This window comes from Streptomyces sp. Y1 (assembly GCF_041053115.1).
In the GTDB taxonomy this organism is placed as follows: Bacteria; Actinomycetota; Actinomycetes; order Streptomycetales; family Streptomycetaceae; genus Kitasatospora; species Kitasatospora rubellomurina.
This window is the reverse complement of sequence record NZ_CP163445.1, coordinates 1,811,803-1,830,619: the sequence shown is the minus strand read 5'-3', so window position 1 is coordinate 1,830,619 and position 18,817 is coordinate 1,811,803. Positions and strand designations below refer to the sequence as shown.

Sequence of the window (18,817 nt, the reverse complement as noted above, 5' to 3'; positions counted from 1 at the left end):
TCTGCCCATGACGATCACCCTCGAACGTACCGAGATCGCCGCCACGGTCGGCGACCTCATGAAATGCCCCGAGCTGCAGGTCAGCGACGACGTCATGGTCGACATGGCGATGGACATCCTGCAGAGCTCCGGCGCCGACCACCTCCTGGTCCGTGACGACGACGGCCGCTGCGCGGGGCTGCTGACGCGCCTGCACCTCGCGCCGTTCCAGGCCCGCTCCTGGTACACCGAGCGGACCCCGGTGCGCGACGTCGTCCTTGACCGTGCCCCGTTCGCCACCGCCGAGATGCCCGCAGACGCGGCGGCCGCCGCCATGCGCGCCCGCGGCCTTGCCGTGTGGCCGGTGGTGGACCATGACGGCCACGCCATCGGCCTGCTCAGCTTCTAGGACCGTCCCGTCGGGCCGCGACCGGTGGGGCAGGTGCCGGTCGGCCATGCACCGGAACGGGGGACTCGCCTGCGGGGCGGCCGGCGGTGCGCGGTTGTCGCCCACCGCGGGCCGGTCTCGTTGCCCTGGCGGGCGGGTCAGGTGTCGGCGGCGGGTTCCTGGCCGTGCTGGGAGGCGCGCAGTTGCTCGTTGATGCGCAGCGCTTCCTCGAGTTGGTCTTCGAGGATGATGATGCGGCAGGCGGCGTCGATGGCGGTGCCCTGGTCGACGAGGTCGCGGGCGCGCATCGCGATCCGCAGCTGGTAGCGGGAGTAGCGGCGGTGTCCGCCCTCCGAGCGCAACGGTGTGATGAGGCCTTGGTCGCCGAGGGAGCGCAGGAAGCCGGGGGTGGTGCCGGTCATCTCGGCGGCGCGGCCCATGGTGTAGGCGGGGTAGTCGTCGTCGTCGAGGGAGTCGGGGGTATGCGGTCGGATGGTTGCCGTGGTCACTGCACCTCTTCTTGTTGTGTCGGTGGACGCGCTGAGGGGCCCCGGGCCGTTGCGCCCGGGGCCCCGAAGGGTTTTACACCATCTGCCGGCCCTGTGGCCGGGTTCCTTGTGTCCGCCTCGCCCCGGGGGTGGGGGCGTGCGGGGATCGCGTATGCGTGACCGGAAACCACCGTCCTTGCTTTGGGGGTCTTCGGAATCCGCCCGGGTGATGCTTCACGGGCCGGGCGATCCTGATGGCGCTCTGTCCCCTCCGTTCATCCTTTGTACTGACCGGATTACTGCGAACTGCGGGTACTTCCAACTTCCAGGTACTGCGAACTGCTCGGAACTGCTGGTACTGCGAACTGCGTGGTGGTGCCAACTACCCGGTACTGCTGTGGCGGTCCTTGCGGTCCGCCGGTTCCGGCAGCCAGCCCCGTAGCCCATCCTGCTCAACCACTCGGCCTGGAACCCCACTGCCGGACTCCCAGCACGCGCGCCGGCAGCCTGGCGCCTTCACTGGGATACCGCGTACTGCGACTGCCGGTACTGCCTGACTCGACTTCACCTGCTGGTCAGGCACTTGCCGAAATCGGTACCACTGGGCGGCGGCCCCTGATGCCTGCGGGCCACCTGGCCCGGTCGCCAGCCCCGTCGCCGTCCTGCACCTGCTGTGGCTCCGGGACTCCGCTACCGCGCCGCCTTCTTCACGCCCACCTGCCCGGCGTGTCCTGCGTTCTGCTGAACTGCGGTACCGCTCGGTGGCGACCCCTGATGCCTGCGGGCCGCCAGGCCCGGCCGCCGACCCTGTCGCCTTGATGGACCATCCCTGGCTTCAGGGCCCTGCAACCGTTCCTACCTGCGAACTTCTACCTGCTGCCCGCCAGTTCATGTCTGGCGGGTACCGCTTGACCTCGTCTATGAGAGAAACACTAACCACGGCGGGTGGCAATGTCTACTCCAGCGAGCATAGATTTTTCGATGCCGGTCGGGGAGGTATTCTTCGCCCCGCACAGGGCGGGGCGGTCGGCCGCCGCAGCCGCGCCAGGACGGAGGACGCCGCACAAGGCGGCCAGGAGGACGAGTGAGCAGGAGGCGAGCGCTGGAAGCGCGGCGGGCGCGCACCCCCGACCCGCATACACAGGCGTCGCTTGTGGCGGCCATCGCCGAAGCCGTCCGCGACCGGGACGAGCGGGTCCTCCGCCGGCTGCTGGCCCGCTTCGCCGAGCAGGCCGCCATCGCGGACCTGCCAGCCCTGCGCGATGCCATCGACACCACCGGGCAGCACGGTGACCGTCCGCCGGAGACCCGATAGGCGGAGCCGGTCCGCCGCACTCCCGCGCAGCGGCCGAGATCGCTTCCACGTGTGAAGGCGGCCCGGATCAGGTGGCCAGGGACCATCGGCGATACCGGGCAACGGGCCGACGCGCGGGCGGGGTGAGTCTTCTGGCTCCGTTCACGAGAAACACGTGAACGGAGCCGGTCCTCTTATCGGGCCTGGGAGTGCGTCGTCGGCGTCCCGTGGGTCGGTCCGGCGGGCGGGGTGCGCAGGGCGAGGACGGCGATGTCGTCGTGGCCGTCGCCGAGGTGGGCGTCGGCCAGGGTGCGGCACAGGTCTGCGAGGGGCAGAGCGGCGTGGGCGGCGGCGACCTGGGCGAGGGCGGTGAGGCCGGCGTCCAGGGGGCGGTGGGGGTGCTCGACCAGGCCGTCGGTGAAGAGCACGAGGGTGGCGTTGCCGGGCAGTGGGCGCTTGTGGTCGGGGCGGGGCACGTCGGGGTCGACACCGAGGGGCAGGCCGGGGTCGGCGTGCAGGTAGCCGGTGGTGCCGTCGGGGCTGATCAGGAGCGGTGGCGGGTGTCCGGCGTTGCTCCAGTGGAGTGTCCAGCCGTCCTCGGCGGGTTCGATGCGGGCGAGGCAGGTGGTGGTGATCGGGTTGCCGGTGATCGCCTGGAGGGTGCGGTCGAGCTGCGCCAGGACGGCGCTGGGCGGGGTGCGGCGGTCGTAGAGGAGGGCGCGCAGCATGTTGCGGGTCTGGGCCATGGTGGCGGCGGACTTCAGGTCGTGTCCGGCGACGTCGCCGATGACCAGGGCGCAGGCGCCGTCGGGAGCATCAGGGCGTCGTACCAGTCTCCGCCGACGTGGTCCGGGGTGGCGGCGGGGCGGTAGATCGCGGCGACGGAGAAGGGCGTCACATCGGGCAGGCCGGGAAGGAGGAGGCGCTGGAAGTACTCGGCGTTGGCGCGGACCTGTCGGTAGAGGCGGGCGTTCTCGATGGCGAGGCCGGCCGCGTCGGCGAGCGCTACGAGGATGTCCTGGTCGTTGTCGTCGAAGGGCTGCCCGTCGCGCCGCTCGCACAGGTAGAGGTTGCCGTAGACCCGCCCGCGTCCGGTGACTGCCACCCCGAGCAGTGTCCGCATCGGCGGGTGGCCCGGTGGGAAGCCGACCGCGTCCGGGTGGCCGCCGATGTCCGCGACACGCAGCGGTTCGGGGTGCTTGATGAGATGTCCCAGGAGTCCGCGCCCCTGCGGGAGCGCGACCCCGGCCAGAGCTGTGACCTGCTGCTGGCTCAGCCCGACGGGGATGAACTCCTCCAGGTGTTCGCCGTCGTCGCTCAGTACGCCGAGTGCGCCGTAGCGGGCGTCGACCAGGCCCATCGCGGTGGTGATCACCCGGCGGAGCACGACCGGCAGGTCCAGGTCCCGGCCCACCGCCATCACCGCGTCCAGCAGGTCCTGGAAACGGCGCTGCGTGTGGACCATGTCCCGTAGACCTCCGACGATCCGGTCCATCTCGGTATCGACTCGGGGACTGTGGTCCGACACGTCCGTTCCACCCGGATCCGTCGTCCGGATCCACCCGGCCCATCTTCGATGACCCTGTTGGACGACCGCACCTTCGGCGCTTGGCGCAACCCGGAGCCGGACGCATCGGCGCGTCCTGCGTTCAACCGTAGGCATGCCCATCGCCGACCGCGACCGCTCAGCGCCGTGAAGATCAGTGCATCTCAGCGGCCCCACCAGGGAGCAGGTGTGCTCCGCCTCGGCCGCTGCTGCGGGCTTGCTCCCAGGGCATCACCAGTCAGGTCAGGCATCCCGTGGCGGCGGTTCGCTCGCCCGCCGGCGCACGCAGCACCTCGAAGTGGGAACACGGCCAGGACAACCGCCGGACCGTGTTGCCCGATCCGCGCCTGGTCGGGGAGAAGGGCTACTGTCGGGGCCGGGTCGGTGCCTTGCAGGGGCGCGGTCTGCTCAGAGGGCTACGCGGTCAGCGGCGGCGGCCGCCGCCGCCGATGTGGCGGTCGTTGGCCAGTGCGGTCAGCGGGCCGTACTCACAGGCGAGCTCGTTCCATGTCAGAACCTCGCCGCAGCGGGCCGGGAACGTCTTCGGGTCGAATTCGGGCATGGTCCAGGTGCCGGTGCTCCGGTCCCGCAGCCACAGGTCCCCGTCACCGTCGACCACAGTCGGCGGGGCCGGTACTGGATCGGCCTGATCGATGGGGTCCCAGGTGACCCGGCCGGGGTGGGAGACGCGGCGCAGCTCGGTTGTGGCCAGCCGTGCGGCCAAGTCGCGGGTGGACTCTTCGGTGTCCTTGACCGACGCGAGTCGGTATGCATCGTCGAGGACGGGCAGGGCTGGATTCTGGCTGCGCTTGGAACTCATACGCTGGTTACCTCCGTAGGGGGCGCCACATCCGTTATGGCACCCCGTGCAGGGACACGGTATCCGAGGCGGGAGTCGAGCCGGGCAAGACCGCAGTTCAGGTGGGGGCTGTGGGGCCTGGTGGTGGGCTGGTCCCGGACATGGCGCATCCGCGGTGGTTCGGGGCGACAGTGTGGTCCCTGAAAGCGGCCGCCCGGATGCAGATGCCGGCCGGGCCTGCTGGTCATGTCACCGGGCCTTCCGGGTTCCCCGCCGGGGCGTCCGCGAGGGCGACGGCGGCTGTGACGCGCTTGCCAACGATCTCGCGGCGGATCTCGAAGCGCAGGCTGACGGCCGCCACGCTCTCCAGGCCGTGGCGGCCGATGCGGGCCGGGTCGGGGGCGTGTGCCATGGGGAGGGTGGGCTCGCTGTCCCACACGCTGACCTCCACGGCGCTGTCGGTGATCGTTAGCTCCAGCAGGCACGGCCCCGGCGCGTACGTGCGGGCGTTGGTCGCCAGCTCAGAGACGACCAGCTGAACGGTGTCCATCACCCGATCTGAGACCGCGACCCTGTGGGCGTCACGGGCCCGGGCCAGGAAGTCCCGGGCGGTGCGGCGGGCCCACGCGAGCGGCTGACCGTCGACGAACACCCTCATCGACAGTTCCCGACGGACCTCCAGGGGCCGGGTCTCGTTCTCGCACGCCATCTGCCGCATCACTACCTCTCTCGAAGCAGCAACAGCTGCAGAGTGCGCCTACCCCCCCCGTCCGGCCCCGCACGCACACCCCGGGGGAGCCGGCGGGGGCAGGAAGAGAGAGCGGCGGCTCGCGGGTCAGATGCTGGCTGCCGGCGACTGTCGGTCCGAGTGTCCCGCGCGGAGCTGTTCGTTGATGCGCAGGGCTTCTTCGAGTTGGTCTTCGAGGATGATGATGCGGCAGGCTGCGTCGATGGGGGTGCCCTGGTCGACGAGGTCGCGGGCGCGCATCGCGATGCGTAGTTGGTAGCGGGAGAAGCGGCGGTGGCCGCCGTCGGAGCGCAGTGGGGTGATGAGGCCGTGTTCACCAAGGGCGCGTAGCCAGGCCGCCCTTGACGCCGAGCGCTTCATGGTGGCCCTGGCCGCCCCGGAGAACCAAGCCGCTGCGGTCGTGGCCTGACCTCTCGCCCGTACCGTCCCTGCACCATATAGAGCTGCTCGGGCCGCCCACTTGACAGCGGTCACCCACGATTTCCCCGTGGACGGCCCGCGCCGAGGCCTGCGATCGGGTGCGAGGGTCGATCGCCGACGGCTCGTGCCGACGAGGATCTTGGCGTCCGGCGGTGCGGTGAATCGTTCTTCCTGGAGTGGCGGTCACGTGGACCGTCCTCTACCAAGGGATCTTGTGCTGATGACCCAGCCCGTCCGCGTCGTCTTCCGCTCTGCTTCGCGCACGGCGCCCGCTTTCGGCGAAGGGCTGCGGGTGGCGGCCCTGTACCAGGGCCAGGGCCCGGTTGGCAGCCGACAGGCAGTGGAGCAGAACCTGAAGCTCCTGGTCGAGGTGACCGCGCTGGCGGCAGACTACGGCTGCCAGGCGGTGGTGTTCCCGGAGAAGTACACCACCGGCTACGCCATCGACCCCGGGCAGTGCCGCGAGCTGGCCGAGCACCGCGAGGGCCCCTCGGTCGAACGCGCCAGGCTGGCCGCCAAAGAGAACGGCCTCGCCGTCGTCCTGCCCTACCCCGAACGCGACGGAAGGGACTTCTACGACTCGATCAGTGTGATCGCGGCCGACGGACTGGTGGCGGCGAACTACCGCAAAACCCACCTGTATGGCGCCGCCGAGCGCCGCAACTACTCCTTCGGACAGGACCTGCCACCCGTGGTCACCATGAATGGCATCGGCGTGGGGGTACTCAACTGCTACGAGTGCGAGTTCCCGTCGCTGTACCAGTACCTGGCCGAGCGCGGCGCGCAGGTCGTCCTGGGGCCCACCGCCGCCGACGGACACTTCCGTCTGGCCGACGGCGCCATGAGCCAGGTCCCCTACCAGGACGCCACCCGCCACATCATCCCCGCCATGACCAGCATCTGGCGCCTGTTCATCGCCTACGCCAACCGCCGCGGCTGGGAACAGGTCCCCGCAGGCTCCTGGCAGTACCAGGGCAACTCCGGCATCTGGGCCCGACGGCGAACCCCTCGTCGCCGCCACCGCCGAGGACCGCCACCACGACTGCCTGCTCATCGCCGACTGCCTGCCCGCTGCCGTCCCGCCCTTCAGCCCCGAAGGCCACCACCCCACCGACAGTCGCCTCACCCTCAACCCCGTCCTGAAGCCCGCGAGCTGATCACCACCCAGGCAGACCCGTTCGATGGGCTGATCAACCGATCAAGAAGAGGCGCCGTAACGGCAGACCACCGGGAACTGCAGCCGAACCGACTGGTCACGGATCGGCACGGGCTTGAGTGACTCGCGCGCTGGCGAAGTTCTGGCCCCAGGTGTCATGGCGGACAAGCGGTTCGAGGACGAGGGCGTGGCCAACCACCCGAACAAGCGCTTCGCCTCGGCGAATGCAGACCGGGAAGAGCGGTCGGACATCGAGGCGGTCCACCGGGCAGAGGTCATGCTCATCAGCTGAGGGCGACCGTGAGCGAGTCGCGGCCCGGTCCCGTTCCGGTAGTAGGTCCGTCCGCCTCCACACTGTCGACGACGAGCAGAACCGGGGACTGTGTGAGAGCGCGCTCGAGCTCCCGGCCCCGGCTGCGCGCGCGGCCGACCGCCCGCTACACCTATGCGGCCAAGCGAACGGTAGGACCATCTTGGCGACTGCCGTTCCGCTGGTGGGCGTCCGCTTGGTCGAGAGCGGCGGCGAGCGCCTTGACGGCGTCGTCGGCGGAGTCTTTGAGGAGGTGGCCGTAGAGGTCGACGGTGATGGCGAGGTTGGAGTGGCGCAGGGTCTTGGAGACGACGGCGAGGGGATGCCAGCGGCGATCATGATGCTGGCCGCGGTGTGCCGGATGTCGTGAAGGCCGATCTTCGGCAGGTCGAGTTCGGCGCTGCGCTTGCGGAGCTGGTCGAGGACCCACTGCGGGCGCAGGGGCTCGCCGTCCGGACGGGCGAAGACGAGCCCCTCCAGCTTGCCCTGCGGGTGGGCGGCCATCTGGAGGGCGGCCTGGCGGTGGAGGGCGGCCATGACTCTGGGGGAGAGGCTGATCCAGGCGCGGCTGGCTTCGGTCTTGGGCTCGCTGAGGTGGATCTTCCCGTTGTTCACGGCGGTGAGGGTCCAGCGGACGTAAAGCTGGCGGTCCATGAGGTGCACGTCGGACCAGTGCAGGGCGAGGATCTCCCCGCGGCGCATGCCGGTGCCGAGCATGACCTCGAACAGGTCGGTGAGCCGGTCGGCGTAGTGCTCCGCGTTGTGCCGCAGGAACGCCGCGGCCTGGTCCGGGGTCCAGCATGTGCGCACCGCGGCGCGGGGCTTGGCGGGTACGGAGTGCTTGGCCGGGTTGTAGCGCAGCCGCCAGGTGCGCACCGCGTGGTTCAGGGCGTTGCGCAGCATCGCCACCGCGTGGTGAACGGTGGTGCGCCCGCGGCCGGCGGCGAGCTGCGCGCCTACCCAGGCGTCGACGTGCTTGGGCCGCAGATCGATGAGCAGCATGCCGCCGAACGCCGGGACGAGGTCGCGCTCGATGCACGCCCGGTAGCCCGCCCAGGTGTTCGGGGCCAGCGCCGGCCGCTTCGCCTCCAGCCACTCGTACAGGAACAGCCCGACGCGCAGGGTGCGGTCCTCGTACACGCCTCGGTACTCGGCATCCAGCACCCGCGCCATCTCCCGGGCCGCCTCCGCCCGGCTGGCGAACCCGCCCCGCCGCCGGGTGCGGCGCTTGCCGTCCTCCGGCGCCAGGTCCACCGCGTACGTCCACCGACCATGCGTGGTGTCGGTGGCCAGCCGCGGGCACCACGAACCCAACTGCTTCCCGCTGGTGCCGTCCTTGCATCCGCACCTGCGGTACACCCTGCCCCGCTTGGGACGCTGTGCCATGGAGTCCTCCTCGAACCTGGTGGTGATGGCGTGTCCAGAGTTGCGGGAGTGGTGGGTGTGGCGGCAGAGCGTGCGGGGCGGGGCGTGGAGCACGGACAAGATCGACTGGCCGGGACACGCGCCCGATGACACGCCGCGAGGGTGATCGCGGAGCATGTGCGGTGGGTAGGGCAGCTTGATCGCGCCGATTCTGCCCGCACGGGGTTGCTGCTCGGAGGAGTGGTCACAGGTCGGGAGAAGGCGTCTGTCGGTCGGCCGTGGCTTGTGGGGCTCGTACAACCCGGAGCAGGTGCGGCGCGAGGGAGCCGAGTCTCGGACCGGTCCCCGGAATACGCGACGGCCAACGCCGAGAATTCTTCGAGCCTGCAGGGAATGGGTGAGTCCGGGATTTTCGGTGGCTAGTTTATGGCTGGCGTTCGGCCCGGATCGGACTGATTTCTACCGGCAGTTCATGGCCGCTGTCTGATGAGTTTCTCGGCGATCCTCGGCGATCCTCGGCGATCCTCGGGGATCGCTGGATCATCGCTCGGAGCGGAGCTACCCTGGAGACATGAACGCCACCCGGACCCTCCGTCAAGCCCCTGGACTGGGGACCAGCTGGGGACCACACGTCATGCGCGCTGGCGCACGAGGTGCGCGAAACATGCTCATCTGCACGCGCGCGACGTGTGCACGAGCGCATTTCAGGTAGGAATAGGGAAACCCTTCCTGCTGGGGGTCAAGGGGTCGCAGATTCAAATCCTGTCGTCCCGACAGTGATGTCGGTTGTGGGAGCCGGTACTTGGGAAACCGAGTGCCGGCTCTTTCTGTTGTTCGGTCGGCTGGTTGTGCGGGTGACCGGCGTCGGCGTCGACGGGGGTGCCCTGGCGGGTAGGGACGACGCTGCCGGTGGGCTTCTGCTCGCCGCCCGCGATCACGCCGGCCCCGTGTGGCGGTTCGCCCGCGCCCGTGCCCTCGGCGACAGCTCGGTTCGGCGCATCGACAGGAGTTGAGGCCCTGGCTCGGGCTGGATGAGGACGACCACAAGCGCTGGAACCAGGCCTCGGCCGGTGCCGGGCTTCGTAGGATGGGTGCGGTTCCTGCGGGAGGGGCTGCTTTCCGGAGGTGGCATGGCGCGGCACGGGGAACACCAACTGGTCGGGCGTGCCCGGGAGGTGGAGGTGCTGGAGCGTCTGCTGCGGGAGGTGGGTGGCGGGCGCAGCCGGGTGGTGGTGCTGCGGGGGGAGGCGGGGGTCGGCAAGTCGGTGCTGCTCGACCATCTGGCCGGGCTGGCCGGGGAGGCCGGGCAGGTGGCGTCGTGGCAGGTCGTGCGTGCGGCCGGGGTCGAGGACGAGGCCGAGTTCGCCTATTCGGCCCTGCAGCGGTTGTGCGCCCCGCTGTTGTCGCACCTCGACCGGCTGCCGGAGGTGCAGCGGGACGCGTTGGGTGTCGCGTTCGGCCTGAGTGCGGGGAACCCGCCCGAGATGCTGCTGGTCGGGATGGCGGTGCTCGGCCTCTTCGCCGAGGCGGCGGCCCGGTCGCCGTTGCTGTGCCTGGTCGACGACGCGCAGTGGCTGGACCTGATGTCCCAGCGGATCCTGGCGTTCGTCGGGCGCCGACTGGACGCGGAATCGGTGGCGTTGGTGTTCGCCGAGCGGATCACCGACGGAAGGAAGGACGAGGGCTTCTCCGGCCTGCCGGACCTTCTCCTGCGCGGGCTGGCCGACGCCGACGCCCGGGCGCTGCTGGACGGTGTGCTGCCGGGGCCGGTGGACGCCCGGGTGCGGGACCGGATCGTCGCCGAGACCGGCGGGAATCCGCTCGCCCTGCTGGAGTTGCCCCGGGGCCTGTCACGGGCGGAGCTGGCGTTCGGTTTCGGCGGCCCCGGCGCCGGCCCGCTGGCGACCCGGCTCGAGGACGGCTTCCGCCGGCGCGTCGACGCCCTGCCGGACGACACCCGCGCCCTGCTGCTGGTCGCGGCGGTCGAACCGGTCGGCGACGGGCCGCTGTTGTGGCGTGCGCTGCGCCTGCTGGGCATCGGGCCGGAGGCCGCGGCGCCGGCGGAGGCCGCGGACCTGATCACCCTGGGCGCCTCGGTGCGGTTCCGGCACCCGCTGGTGCGTTCGGCGGTGTGGCGCGGCGCGGATGCCGCTGCGCTGCGCGCGGCGCACGCGGCGCTGGCCGAGGTCACCGACGCCGAGCGCGACCCCGACCGGCGGGCCTGGCACCGGGCGCACGCCGCGGTCGGGCCGGACGAGCAGGTCGCCGCCGTGCTGGAGGGCTCCGCCGACCGGGCCCTGGCGCGCGGGGGCCGGGCGGCCGCCGCCTCCTTCCTGGAACGTGCCGCGGCGCTCACGCCCGACCCGGGGGAGCGGGCGCGGCGCGCGCTGGCGGCCGCGGCGGCCAACGTCGCCGCGGGCCTGCCGGCCCGGGTCCCCGACCTGCTCGCCGCCGCCGAGTTGGGGCCGCTGGACCGGCTGCAGCAGGCCCATGCCGGCCGGCTGCGGGCCAAGGCGTCGTCCATGACCGACTCGGGGAAGGGCGCGGTGCAGCCGCTGCTCGACGCGGCGCACCGGTTCCGGGACCTCGACCCGGCCGTCGCGCGGGAGACCTGCCTCGCGGCGTTCGACGCGGCCATCTGGGCCTGGCCGCACGACGAGGGCGGAATACGGCGCGCGGCCGAGGTCGCGCGTGGCCTGGCACCCGGTGACGAGCCGGCCGGAGTCTTCCTCCGTGCCCTGGTCGCCCGGACCACGGACGGGCAGGCCGCCGCCTTCCCGCTGCTGGCGCAGGCGCTGCGCTCCCTCACCGACGAGGAGGAGCCGTCCGTCCTGTGGGCGGCCACGAACGCCGCCGCGGAGCTGGGCGACCTGCAGGCCTGGCTGGACGTCAGCGAGCGGACGGTCCGCTTCGCCCGGACGACGGGCACGCTGTCGGTCCTCTCGACGGCCCTGCCCTACCTGGCGGGCGCGCTCGGCCACGCGGGGCGTCTCGACGAAGCCGAGGGTCTGCTGGCCGAGGCCGCAGCCATCGAGCAGGCCACCGGCGCGGTGACGCGCACGGCCTCGGCGGCCATGATCGCCGCGTACCGGGGACGGGAGCGACCGGCCCTGGAACTGCTGGAGGCGATGGAACGGGACGGCCGGCAGCGCGGCCTGGGCCGGCTCCTCCGGGTGGCCGCCTGCGAGCGGGCCGTGCTCCACAACGGCCTGGGCAACTATCCGCTCGCCATGGAGGCGGCGCTGCGCGGCGGCGTGCACCAGGACCTCGTGGTGCACTTCTGGACGTGCAGCGAGCTGGTCGAGGCCGCGACCCGGGCCGGCGAGCCGGCCGTGGCGGCCGGGGCGTGCGAGCGGCTCGCCGACTGGAGCCGGGCCGGCACGCCCTGGGCCCTGGGCGCGCACGCGGTCGCCGAGGCCCTGACCGGAGCACCCGAGCTGGCCGAGGACCGTTACCGCGAGGCCGTCGACCACTACGGCCGCGGCGGGCTCGGCGTGTTCGAGACCCGGGCCCGACTGCTGTACGGGGAGTGGCTGCGCCGCCGGAACCGGCGCGCCCAGGCCCGTACCGAGCTGCGGGCGGCGTACGAGGCCGCCACGCGCATGGGCATGGAGGGTTTCGCCGAGCGGGCCCGGCGGGAGCTGCTCGCCACCGGTGAGACGGTGCGCAAGCGGACGGTCTGCGCGCCGGTGCTGACCCCGCAGGAGGCGCAGATCGCCCGCCTCGCGGCCGCCGGGCACCCGAACGCGGAGATCGGCGCGCACCTGTTCCTCAGCCCGCGCACGGTCGAGTGGCACCTGCGCAAGGTCTTCGCCAAGCTGGGGATCTCCTCCCGTCGAGAGATCGACGGCGTTCTGTCCGGGCCGTAGCCCCGGGCCCGAAAGGGTTCGCGGGTGTCGCCGTCCGGGTGATGAGATGGCGGGGTGACCCATCATCACGAGCCGGTGAACGTAAGACCGTTGACGCTGGCCTGGGTGTGCCGGCAGCTGGAGGCCGGCGAGCGGATCCTCGGAGCCGAGGTGCTGCACGGCGGTGCCACCGCCGACATGCGGAGGCTGACCATCGGCAGGCGGGACGGAGGCATCCGGCACCTGGTGCTGCGCTCCTTCGTCGACCCGACCCGGCAGGGGCCGGCCGAGGACCTCCTGCACCGGGAGGCCGACGCCCTGACCACGCTCACCGGCACCGGTGTGCCGGCTCCCGGACTCGTCGCCGTCGATCCGGTAGCGGCGCATTGCGAGCACCCCTCGCTCCTCATGACCCACCTGCCGGGCCGGCCGGTCCTCGACGAGGAGGGACTGGAGACGCGTCTGTCCCTGCTGGCCCGTCAACTCGTGGCGATCCACGCGGTGCGGCCGGCCGTCCGGCCCCGGGAGTACGTGGCGCTGACGACCGCCGACACGGTCGTGGTCCCCGAGGGCGCCGATGCCGCGGTCTGGGCCGCCGCGATCGAGGTGATCCGCAGGCCGGCGCCGCGCTACGAAGGGCGGTTCCTGCACCGGGACTTCCAGCCCGGCAATGTGCTGTTCGACCTGCCGTCCGAGGATCCGGCCGGTGCTGCCGCTGTTGCTGGTGCCGCCGGTGCCCGGATCACCGGCGTCGTCGACTGGGCGGCGGCTTCCTGGGGGCCGGCGGACCTCGACGTGGCGCACTGCTCCACCAATCTCGCGCTGCTGTACGGCCCGGCGTGGGGCCTGCGCTTCACCGAGGCGTACCAGGAGGCCGGCGGGATGCTGGCCGCGGCCGCGGACGAGCGGCTGTACTGGCAGGTGCGGGAGCCACTGGCGTTCTCGGAGGAAGTGCAGTGGGTGGCGCAGCCGTGGCGGGAGGCAGGGCGGACCGAGCTGACGACACGAGCCGTGGAGGAGCGGCTGGATGCCTATGTCATCTCCCTGATGGCCGCACCGGGCTGAGCCGTGCCGCCCCGCCCCGCCCGACCCCGCCCCGGTCCGGACCGCATCGGATCGGATCGGACCGGATCGGGGAGGACGGCCCGGGAGGGCGGGGGTGACGGCGGGGGGCCGGTTGGTGAGGTGTCGTCAGCGGGTGGCGCGGGCGGCCTTCTCGACGACGCCGGCCACCAGGTCGGGGTGGGAGACCGCGACGGAGTGGGAGGCGGCCACCTCGGTGGTGCGGGCGTGGGCGCGCTCGGCCATGAACCGCTGGGCGGCGGCCGGGATGTTGAGGTCCTCGGTCGTCACGATGTCCCAGCTGGGGACGGTCTGCCAGGCGGCGGTGGTGGCCTTCTCGGTCAGCGCGGCCTGGGCGACGGGCCGCTGCGAGGCGGCCGCCAGCGCGGCCCGGTCGGCCGGGACGTCGGCGGCGAACTGGGCCCGGAACTTGTCCTGCTGGATGTACAGGTCGGTGCCGGCGCTGCCGTCTGCGGTGGTGAACGGCACCTGGTCCAGCGTGCCGGGCAGGGTGGAGCCGGGGAACCGGTTGGTCAGCTGCAGCGCCGACTCGCCGGGGGCGGGCAGGAACGCGGCGACGTAGACCAGGGCCTTGACCCGCGGCTCACCGACGGCGGCCTCGCTGATGACCGAGCCGCCGTAGGAGTGGCCGACCAGGACGACCGGGCCCTTGAGGTGGTCGACGAGGCTGCGCAGCGAGGCGGCGTCGGAGGCCGGGCCGCGCAGCGGGTTGGCGGCGGCCACCACCGGGTAGCCGTCGCGGCGCAGCTTGGCGATGACGCCGTCCCAGCTGGAGCCGTCGGCGAACGCACCGTGCTCCAGGACGATGGTCGGCTTGGGGGCCCGGTCGGCGGCCGAGTCCTGGGTCGCGGCGTTCGCGGGGCCGACGACGGCGAACGCGCCGACGACGGCGGCGGCGCCGGCGGCACCGGCGAGGAGGCGGCGCAGGCGGCCGTTCTTGAGGCTGAACATGGAAACGCTCCAGTGGGTGTCAGCTGGCGGATGTGCAGTCATCGGCGTGGTGGAGGAGGCGAGTTCGGGTCACCCCCGTCCGGGTGGGTCACAGGTGGTCGGCGTCCACCACGGCCTGGGCGAACGCGGTCGGCGCCTCCTGCGGCGCGTTGTGGCCGGTGCCGGTGAGCACGCGGTGCTCGTACCGGCCGGTGAAGAACTTCCGGTACCCGGTGCCGTCGGTCGTGGGCAGGAACGGGTCGAGGGCGGGGTCCAGGGCGATGGTCGGCACGGTGACGGCCGGCCGGGCGGCGAGCAGCTGCTCGTAGCGGTCGTAGCGGCGCTCGCCGTCGGCCAGGCCCAGGCGCCAGCGGTAGTTGTGGATCACGACGGCGGCGTAGTCGGGGTTCTCGAACGCCGCGGCGGTGCGCTCGAAGGTGGCGTCGTCGAACTTCCAGGTGGGGGAGACCTCGTCCCACACCAGCCGGCACAGGTCGTGCCGGTTCTGCCGGGTCTCCATGGCGATGCGGCCGCGGTCGGTGGCGAAGTAGTACTGGTACCACCAGGTGCGCTCGGCCTTCGGCGGCAGCGGGTTCTGCTGCGAAGGGATGTTGACGATGAGGTAACCGCTCACCGCCACCAGGGCCTTGACCCGCTCCGGCCACAGCGCCGCGATGGTGCCGGCGGCCCGCGAGCCCCAGTCGAAGCCGGCCAGCACCGCCTTGTGGATCTTCAGGGCGTCCATCAGGGCGATGATGTCGAGGGCGATCGCGGCCTGCTGCCCGGTGCGGACGGTCGTCGGGGACAGGAAGGTCGTGCTGCCGTGGCCCCGCAGGTACGGCACGATCACCCGGTAGCCGGCGTCCGCCAGCAGCGGCGCCACGTCGACGTAGCTGTGGATGTCGTAGGGCCAGCCGTGCAGGCAGATGACCACGGGCCCGTGCTGGGGCCCGGCCTCGGCGTAGCCGATGTCGAGGACGCCGGCCTGGACCCGCTTCAGGTCGGTGAACGCGGTGTGGGTGCCCGGGGCGATGGCCGGGATGACCGGGGCCGGGCGGCCGGGCCGGCCGGGCCGGTCGGGCCGGTCGGGTCGTTCAGGTCGGTCGGGCCGGTCGGAACCGGCCGCGAAGGCGGCGGGCGCGGTCGATGCCGCGCCGAGCGACGCGGCCGTGGCGCCCACGCCGAGACCGACCGCTTGGGTGAAGGTACGCCTGTTGATCATGTCCGATCCTTCCCGGAGGCCCGCTGGTGCCTCCACTGTTCTTCGGCAGGCGGCCCGGCGCATCGGTCATATGACGTCGAGACGCACGGGACGGGCTCGCCGCGCTCACGGCCCACTACGAGGAGGTCGTGCGCACCTTCGGCAGCCCGCCGGTCCTCATCGGGAATTCGGCGGGCGGCCGGCTCGGCGCGTCGGTCCGGCTCGGCGCGTCGGTCCGGCTCAGCGCGTCGCGCAGCGCCGCTCGGGCCGTGATGCCCAGCTTGGGGAAGACGCGGTACAGGTGCGAGCTGACGGTACGCGGGGACAGGTGCATCCGCTCGCCGATCTCCTTGTTCGTCAGGCCGCCGGCGGCCAGGTCGGCGATGCGGCGTTCCTGCCAGGTCAGCGAGGCCAGGTTCAGCGTCGAGGCGCGGGCCGGGGCCCCGGTGGCGCGCAGTTCGGCCCGGGCCCGCTCGGTCCAGCCGGCCGCGCCCAGCCGCTCGAACGCCTCGGCCGCCGGGACCAGGAACTGCCGTGCCGCCGCCGGGCCCTGGACGTGGCGCGTCCGGATGCCGTGCGCCAGCCGGATCCGGGCCAGTTCGAACGGGAAGCGGGCGGCGTCCGGGTGGGATTCGGCCCGGGTGACCATCTCGGCGGCCTCCCGCTCGTCCTCGGCGGTCATCGCCAGCGCGCCGTAGGTGATCAGGCCCAGGCGGGGCGACACGTCCGGCAGACCGGCGTCGCGGGCGGCGAGGGCGTGCGCCCGGGCCTGCGCGACGCGTCCGGTGTGCCGGGCGGCCTCGACGAGGTCGAGCAGGGTGCGCGAGGCCTGGTGGGCGTACGGCCGGAAGGTGCCCGGCCGGGTGATGCCGATGGCGTGGAGGTACGCGCTCTCGTAGTCGCCGGAGCTCAGCGCGGCGGTCGCGCCGGCGGCGTCGGCGAGCTGGGTGAGGAACCCCAGCCCGCGCGGGCGGGCCCAGGCGTCCACCTCGGCCTGCAGGTCCCGCGCCCGCCCGACCTGGCCGCGCAGCGCCGCCAACTGGGCCAGGTACGCGCGGCTCTGGGCGGCGAACAGGTGGTGGCCGTGCTCGACCGCGAGGCCCAGGCCGCGCTGCCCGGTGTCCTCGGCCAGGGCCCACTCGCCGACCGCCATCTGGTCGAGCATGATCTGGTGCAGCATGACCATGCCGGTGGCCACGGCCCCGGTCTCCAGCTCGCGGTCCACCACGCGCTGCAGGTGGGGGCGGTAGTCGCTCAGGACGTCGAGGTGGTACGCGGCCGCGCCCAGCCGGGAGACGTCCCAGGGTTCCAGCTCCGACAGGGTCGCGGCGGCCCCTCGCACCTGCTCGGCCCGGCCCGCTCCGTGCCTGGTCACATCGCTCCACGTGGCGCTGTAGAGGCGCGCGTGCCCGGTGACGAGGTCGCCCAGGGAGGCGAGGAGTCCGTGCGTGCTCTCCCACACCGCACGCTCCCCGCTGAACTGACTGATCGCCAGGAGGAGGATCACCAGCCGGGTGAGGACCTCGGCGGGCTCGGTCCTGCCATCGGTCGACGCGGTGGCCGTCCCGCCGTCCCGGAGCTTCTCGATCGCGGCCGAGACCTGGCGGTGGGTGGAGCGGACGTCCCCGTCCTCGTAGAGCGCCCGGTAGGCGGCCGCCAGCACCGAGGCCGGCGACTCCGTCGAGCCGGACGCGAGGTCCGCTCGGACCAGCCGGTGCGCCCGGCCGGGGCGGGCGGCGTGAGCGGCGACGAAGGCCGCGTCGGCCAGCCGCCGGGAGCGGTCGGCGTGGTTCGCGCTGAGCTCGGCGGCCCGGGTCAGCCAGGCCACGGCCGCCAGCGCGCCGCCGCGCCGGGTCGCCGACCCGGCCGCCGTCTCCAGGACGTCGGCGACGCCGTCGTCCGGATCGAGCGTCGCCGCCGCCAGGTGGGTCGCCCGGCGTTCGAGGTTCTCCCGATGGACCTGTGCCAGTGCCAGGTGCGCGGCGCGGCGCTGGTGGGGCGTGGCCATCTGCACGACGGCGGGCCGCACGAGCGGGTGGCGGAAGACGTAGTCGCCGGTGACCACGTCGACGTCCAGCAGTTTCGCGGCGACCGCCGCGTCGGCGTCACGCATGCCGTAACGGGCACCGGGGACGGCGTCGGTGCCGCTCGGGGACCCGGCGCCGTCGAGCGCGCCCCGCAGCAGCTCGGCCCGCACCCGCTCGTCGAGGGCGGCGATGCGGGTGCCGAACAGCCGTTGCAGCCGCCGGGGCAACGGCACGCCGTGCCGGCCGATCAGGTCCTCGACCGGGAGGTCGCCGGAGCGGCCGGCGAGGTGGGCGGGCAGCTCGACCAGGGCCAGCGGGTTGCCCCGGGCCTGCTCCAGCACGACCCGGCGGACCCGCCGGCTCAGCTCCGGGTACCGGTCGTCCAGCAGACGGGCCGCCTCCTCGGCGGCGAGCGCGGCGACCGGCAGTTCGGGCAGCGCGGCGGTGTCGAACCGCGAGGTCAGGTCGGTGCGGACCGCCACCAGCAGCTTCGCCGGGCCGCCGGCCAGGCGCCGGCCCACGAAGCCGCACACCTCGGCACTGGCGTCGTCCAGCCACTGCCCGTCGTCGAGGACCAGCAGCAGCGGCCGCTGCGCGGCCGAGAGCGACAGCAGGCTGAGAACGGCGATGCCGAGCGCCATGACCGAGGGCGGATCGCCCCGCACTCCGCCGAACACGGCGTCGAACACCGCCCGGGGCCCGTCGTCCAGCCGCGCGACCTCGGCGAGCAGCGGATGGAGGAGCTGGTGCAGCCCGGAATAGGGCAGCTCGGACTCCGCCTCGACACCGGCGACCCGGACGACGGTGTGGCCCTCCTGCTCCGCCAGCGCGGCGGCGTGGCTCAGCAACGCACTCTTGCCGACCCCCGTCTCGCCCCGCAGGACGAGCGCCCGGCCCGTGGCGGACCGCACGAACGCCACGAGCTCCGCCTGCTCGCCCTCGCGGCCCACCATCGCCGTGGTGACGCCCGATCGCTGCGGCCCGGTCATGTCCCCTGTCCCTTCCTGGTTCCGCTCTCACCGCGCGGCAGCTGCATCAGTTCCATCAGTTCCATCAGCGCCATCAGCGCCATCAGAGCCAGCGGGTTGCCGCGTGCTGCGGCGACGACCGCGGCCCGCACGTCCACGCTCGTACGCCCCTTCGCCGCCCCGGACGCCGGTCGGCGTCCGTGGACCACGATCCCGGGACCACGGGCCCGTCGAGCCAGTGCCGAACCCTGGCCCGTACCCGGGTCG

The 18,817-nt window shown here is 72.8% G+C and carries 14 protein-coding genes and 1 pseudogene; 5 read left to right on the top strand and 10 right to left on the bottom strand.

Features of this window, described 5'->3' with window-relative positions:
- Positions 1 to 7 precede the first annotated feature (7 nt).
- Positions 8 to 388, top strand: coding sequence for a CBS domain-containing protein (locus tag AB2U05_RS07610; RefSeq protein WP_045694352.1), 381 nt, complete (start codon positions 8 to 10; stop codon positions 386 to 388).
- A 137-nt stretch (positions 389 to 525) separates the two neighbouring features.
- Here AB2U05_RS07610 and AB2U05_RS07605 read toward each other — a convergent pair whose 3' ends face one another.
- Positions 526 to 807, bottom strand: coding sequence for a MerR family transcriptional regulator (locus AB2U05_RS07605; protein ID WP_107072915.1), 282 nt, complete (start codon positions 805 to 807; stop codon positions 526 to 528).
- A gap of 1,132 nt (positions 808 to 1,939) precedes the next feature.
- Here AB2U05_RS07605 and AB2U05_RS07600 point away from each other — a divergent pair.
- On the top strand, positions 1,940 to 2,170 hold the full coding sequence (locus AB2U05_RS07600; RefSeq protein WP_369182833.1) for a hypothetical protein: 231 nt from the start codon (positions 1,940 to 1,942) through the stop codon (positions 2,168 to 2,170).
- A gap of 173 nt (positions 2,171 to 2,343) precedes the next feature.
- Here AB2U05_RS07600 and AB2U05_RS07595 read toward each other — a convergent pair.
- From AB2U05_RS07595 to AB2U05_RS07580, 4 genes and pseudogenes are all read right to left on the bottom strand, one after another.
- Positions 2,344 to 3,644, bottom strand: a pseudogene (locus tag AB2U05_RS07595) (PP2C family protein-serine/threonine phosphatase).
- A 475-nt stretch (positions 3,645 to 4,119) separates the two neighbouring features.
- Positions 4,120 to 4,515: a hypothetical protein gene (locus AB2U05_RS07590; RefSeq protein ID WP_045711095.1), complete on the bottom strand. Its 396-nt coding sequence runs from the start codon at positions 4,513 to 4,515 to the stop codon at positions 4,120 to 4,122.
- A gap of 223 nt (positions 4,516 to 4,738) precedes the next feature.
- Positions 4,739 to 5,152 carry an ATP-binding protein gene (locus AB2U05_RS07585; protein ID WP_208615433.1) on the bottom strand — a complete coding sequence of 138 codons (414 nt, stop codon included), beginning with the start codon at positions 5,150 to 5,152 and terminating at the stop codon, positions 4,739 to 4,741.
- Between the two features lie 177 nt (positions 5,153 to 5,329).
- Positions 5,330 to 5,602 carry a MerR family transcriptional regulator gene (locus tag AB2U05_RS07580; protein WP_369182832.1) on the bottom strand — a complete coding sequence of 91 codons (273 nt, stop codon included), beginning with the start codon at positions 5,600 to 5,602 and terminating at the stop codon, positions 5,330 to 5,332.
- Between the two features lie 280 nt (positions 5,603 to 5,882).
- On the opposite strand from AB2U05_RS07580, the gene AB2U05_RS07575 reads away from it, so the two are divergent.
- On the top strand, positions 5,883 to 6,941 hold the full coding sequence (locus AB2U05_RS07575) for a nitrilase-related carbon-nitrogen hydrolase (RefSeq protein ID WP_369182831.1): 1,059 nt from the start codon (positions 5,883 to 5,885) through the stop codon (positions 6,939 to 6,941).
- Here the strand turns inward: AB2U05_RS07575 and xerC are convergent.
- Positions 6,916 to 8,514: a tyrosine recombinase XerC gene (xerC, locus tag AB2U05_RS07570; RefSeq protein ID WP_369182830.1), complete on the bottom strand. Its 1,599-nt coding sequence runs from the start codon at positions 8,512 to 8,514 to the stop codon at positions 6,916 to 6,918. The genes AB2U05_RS07575 and xerC overlap by 26 nt on opposite strands.
- A gap of 1,109 nt (positions 8,515 to 9,623) precedes the next feature.
- On the opposite strand from xerC, the gene AB2U05_RS07565 reads away from it, so the two are divergent.
- Entirely contained in the window at positions 9,624 to 12,362 is a 2,739-nt protein-coding gene (locus AB2U05_RS07565) for an AAA family ATPase (RefSeq protein WP_369182829.1), read from the top strand.
- Between the two features lie 75 nt (positions 12,363 to 12,437).
- Complete coding sequence (locus AB2U05_RS07560; protein WP_369182828.1) at positions 12,438 to 13,406, top strand: phosphotransferase family protein; 969 nt, start codon at positions 12,438 to 12,440, stop codon at positions 13,404 to 13,406.
- A 126-nt stretch (positions 13,407 to 13,532) separates the two neighbouring features.
- Here AB2U05_RS07560 and AB2U05_RS07555 read toward each other — a convergent pair whose 3' ends face one another.
- The 4 genes from AB2U05_RS07555 to AB2U05_RS07540 all read right to left on the bottom strand — a co-directional run bounded on the left by AB2U05_RS07555 (position 13,533) and on the right by AB2U05_RS07540 (position 18,708).
- Complete coding sequence (locus tag AB2U05_RS07555) at positions 13,533 to 14,375, bottom strand: alpha/beta fold hydrolase (protein ID WP_045694340.1); 843 nt, start codon at positions 14,373 to 14,375, stop codon at positions 13,533 to 13,535.
- Positions 14,376 to 14,463: 88 nt separating this feature from the next.
- A complete protein-coding gene (locus AB2U05_RS07550) occupies positions 14,464 to 15,576 on the bottom strand; it encodes an alpha/beta fold hydrolase (RefSeq protein WP_369182827.1) in 1,113 nt (370 codons plus the stop codon).
- Between the two features lie 115 nt (positions 15,577 to 15,691).
- A complete protein-coding gene (locus AB2U05_RS07545) occupies positions 15,692 to 18,571 on the bottom strand; it encodes an AAA family ATPase (RefSeq protein WP_369182826.1) in 2,880 nt (959 codons plus the stop codon).
- Positions 18,568 to 18,708, bottom strand: coding sequence for a hypothetical protein (locus tag AB2U05_RS07540; protein WP_369182825.1), 141 nt, complete (start codon positions 18,706 to 18,708; stop codon positions 18,568 to 18,570). Before AB2U05_RS07540 ends, AB2U05_RS07545 begins: the two co-directional genes overlap by 4 nt.
- Between the last annotated feature and the right edge of the window lie 109 nt (positions 18,709 to 18,817).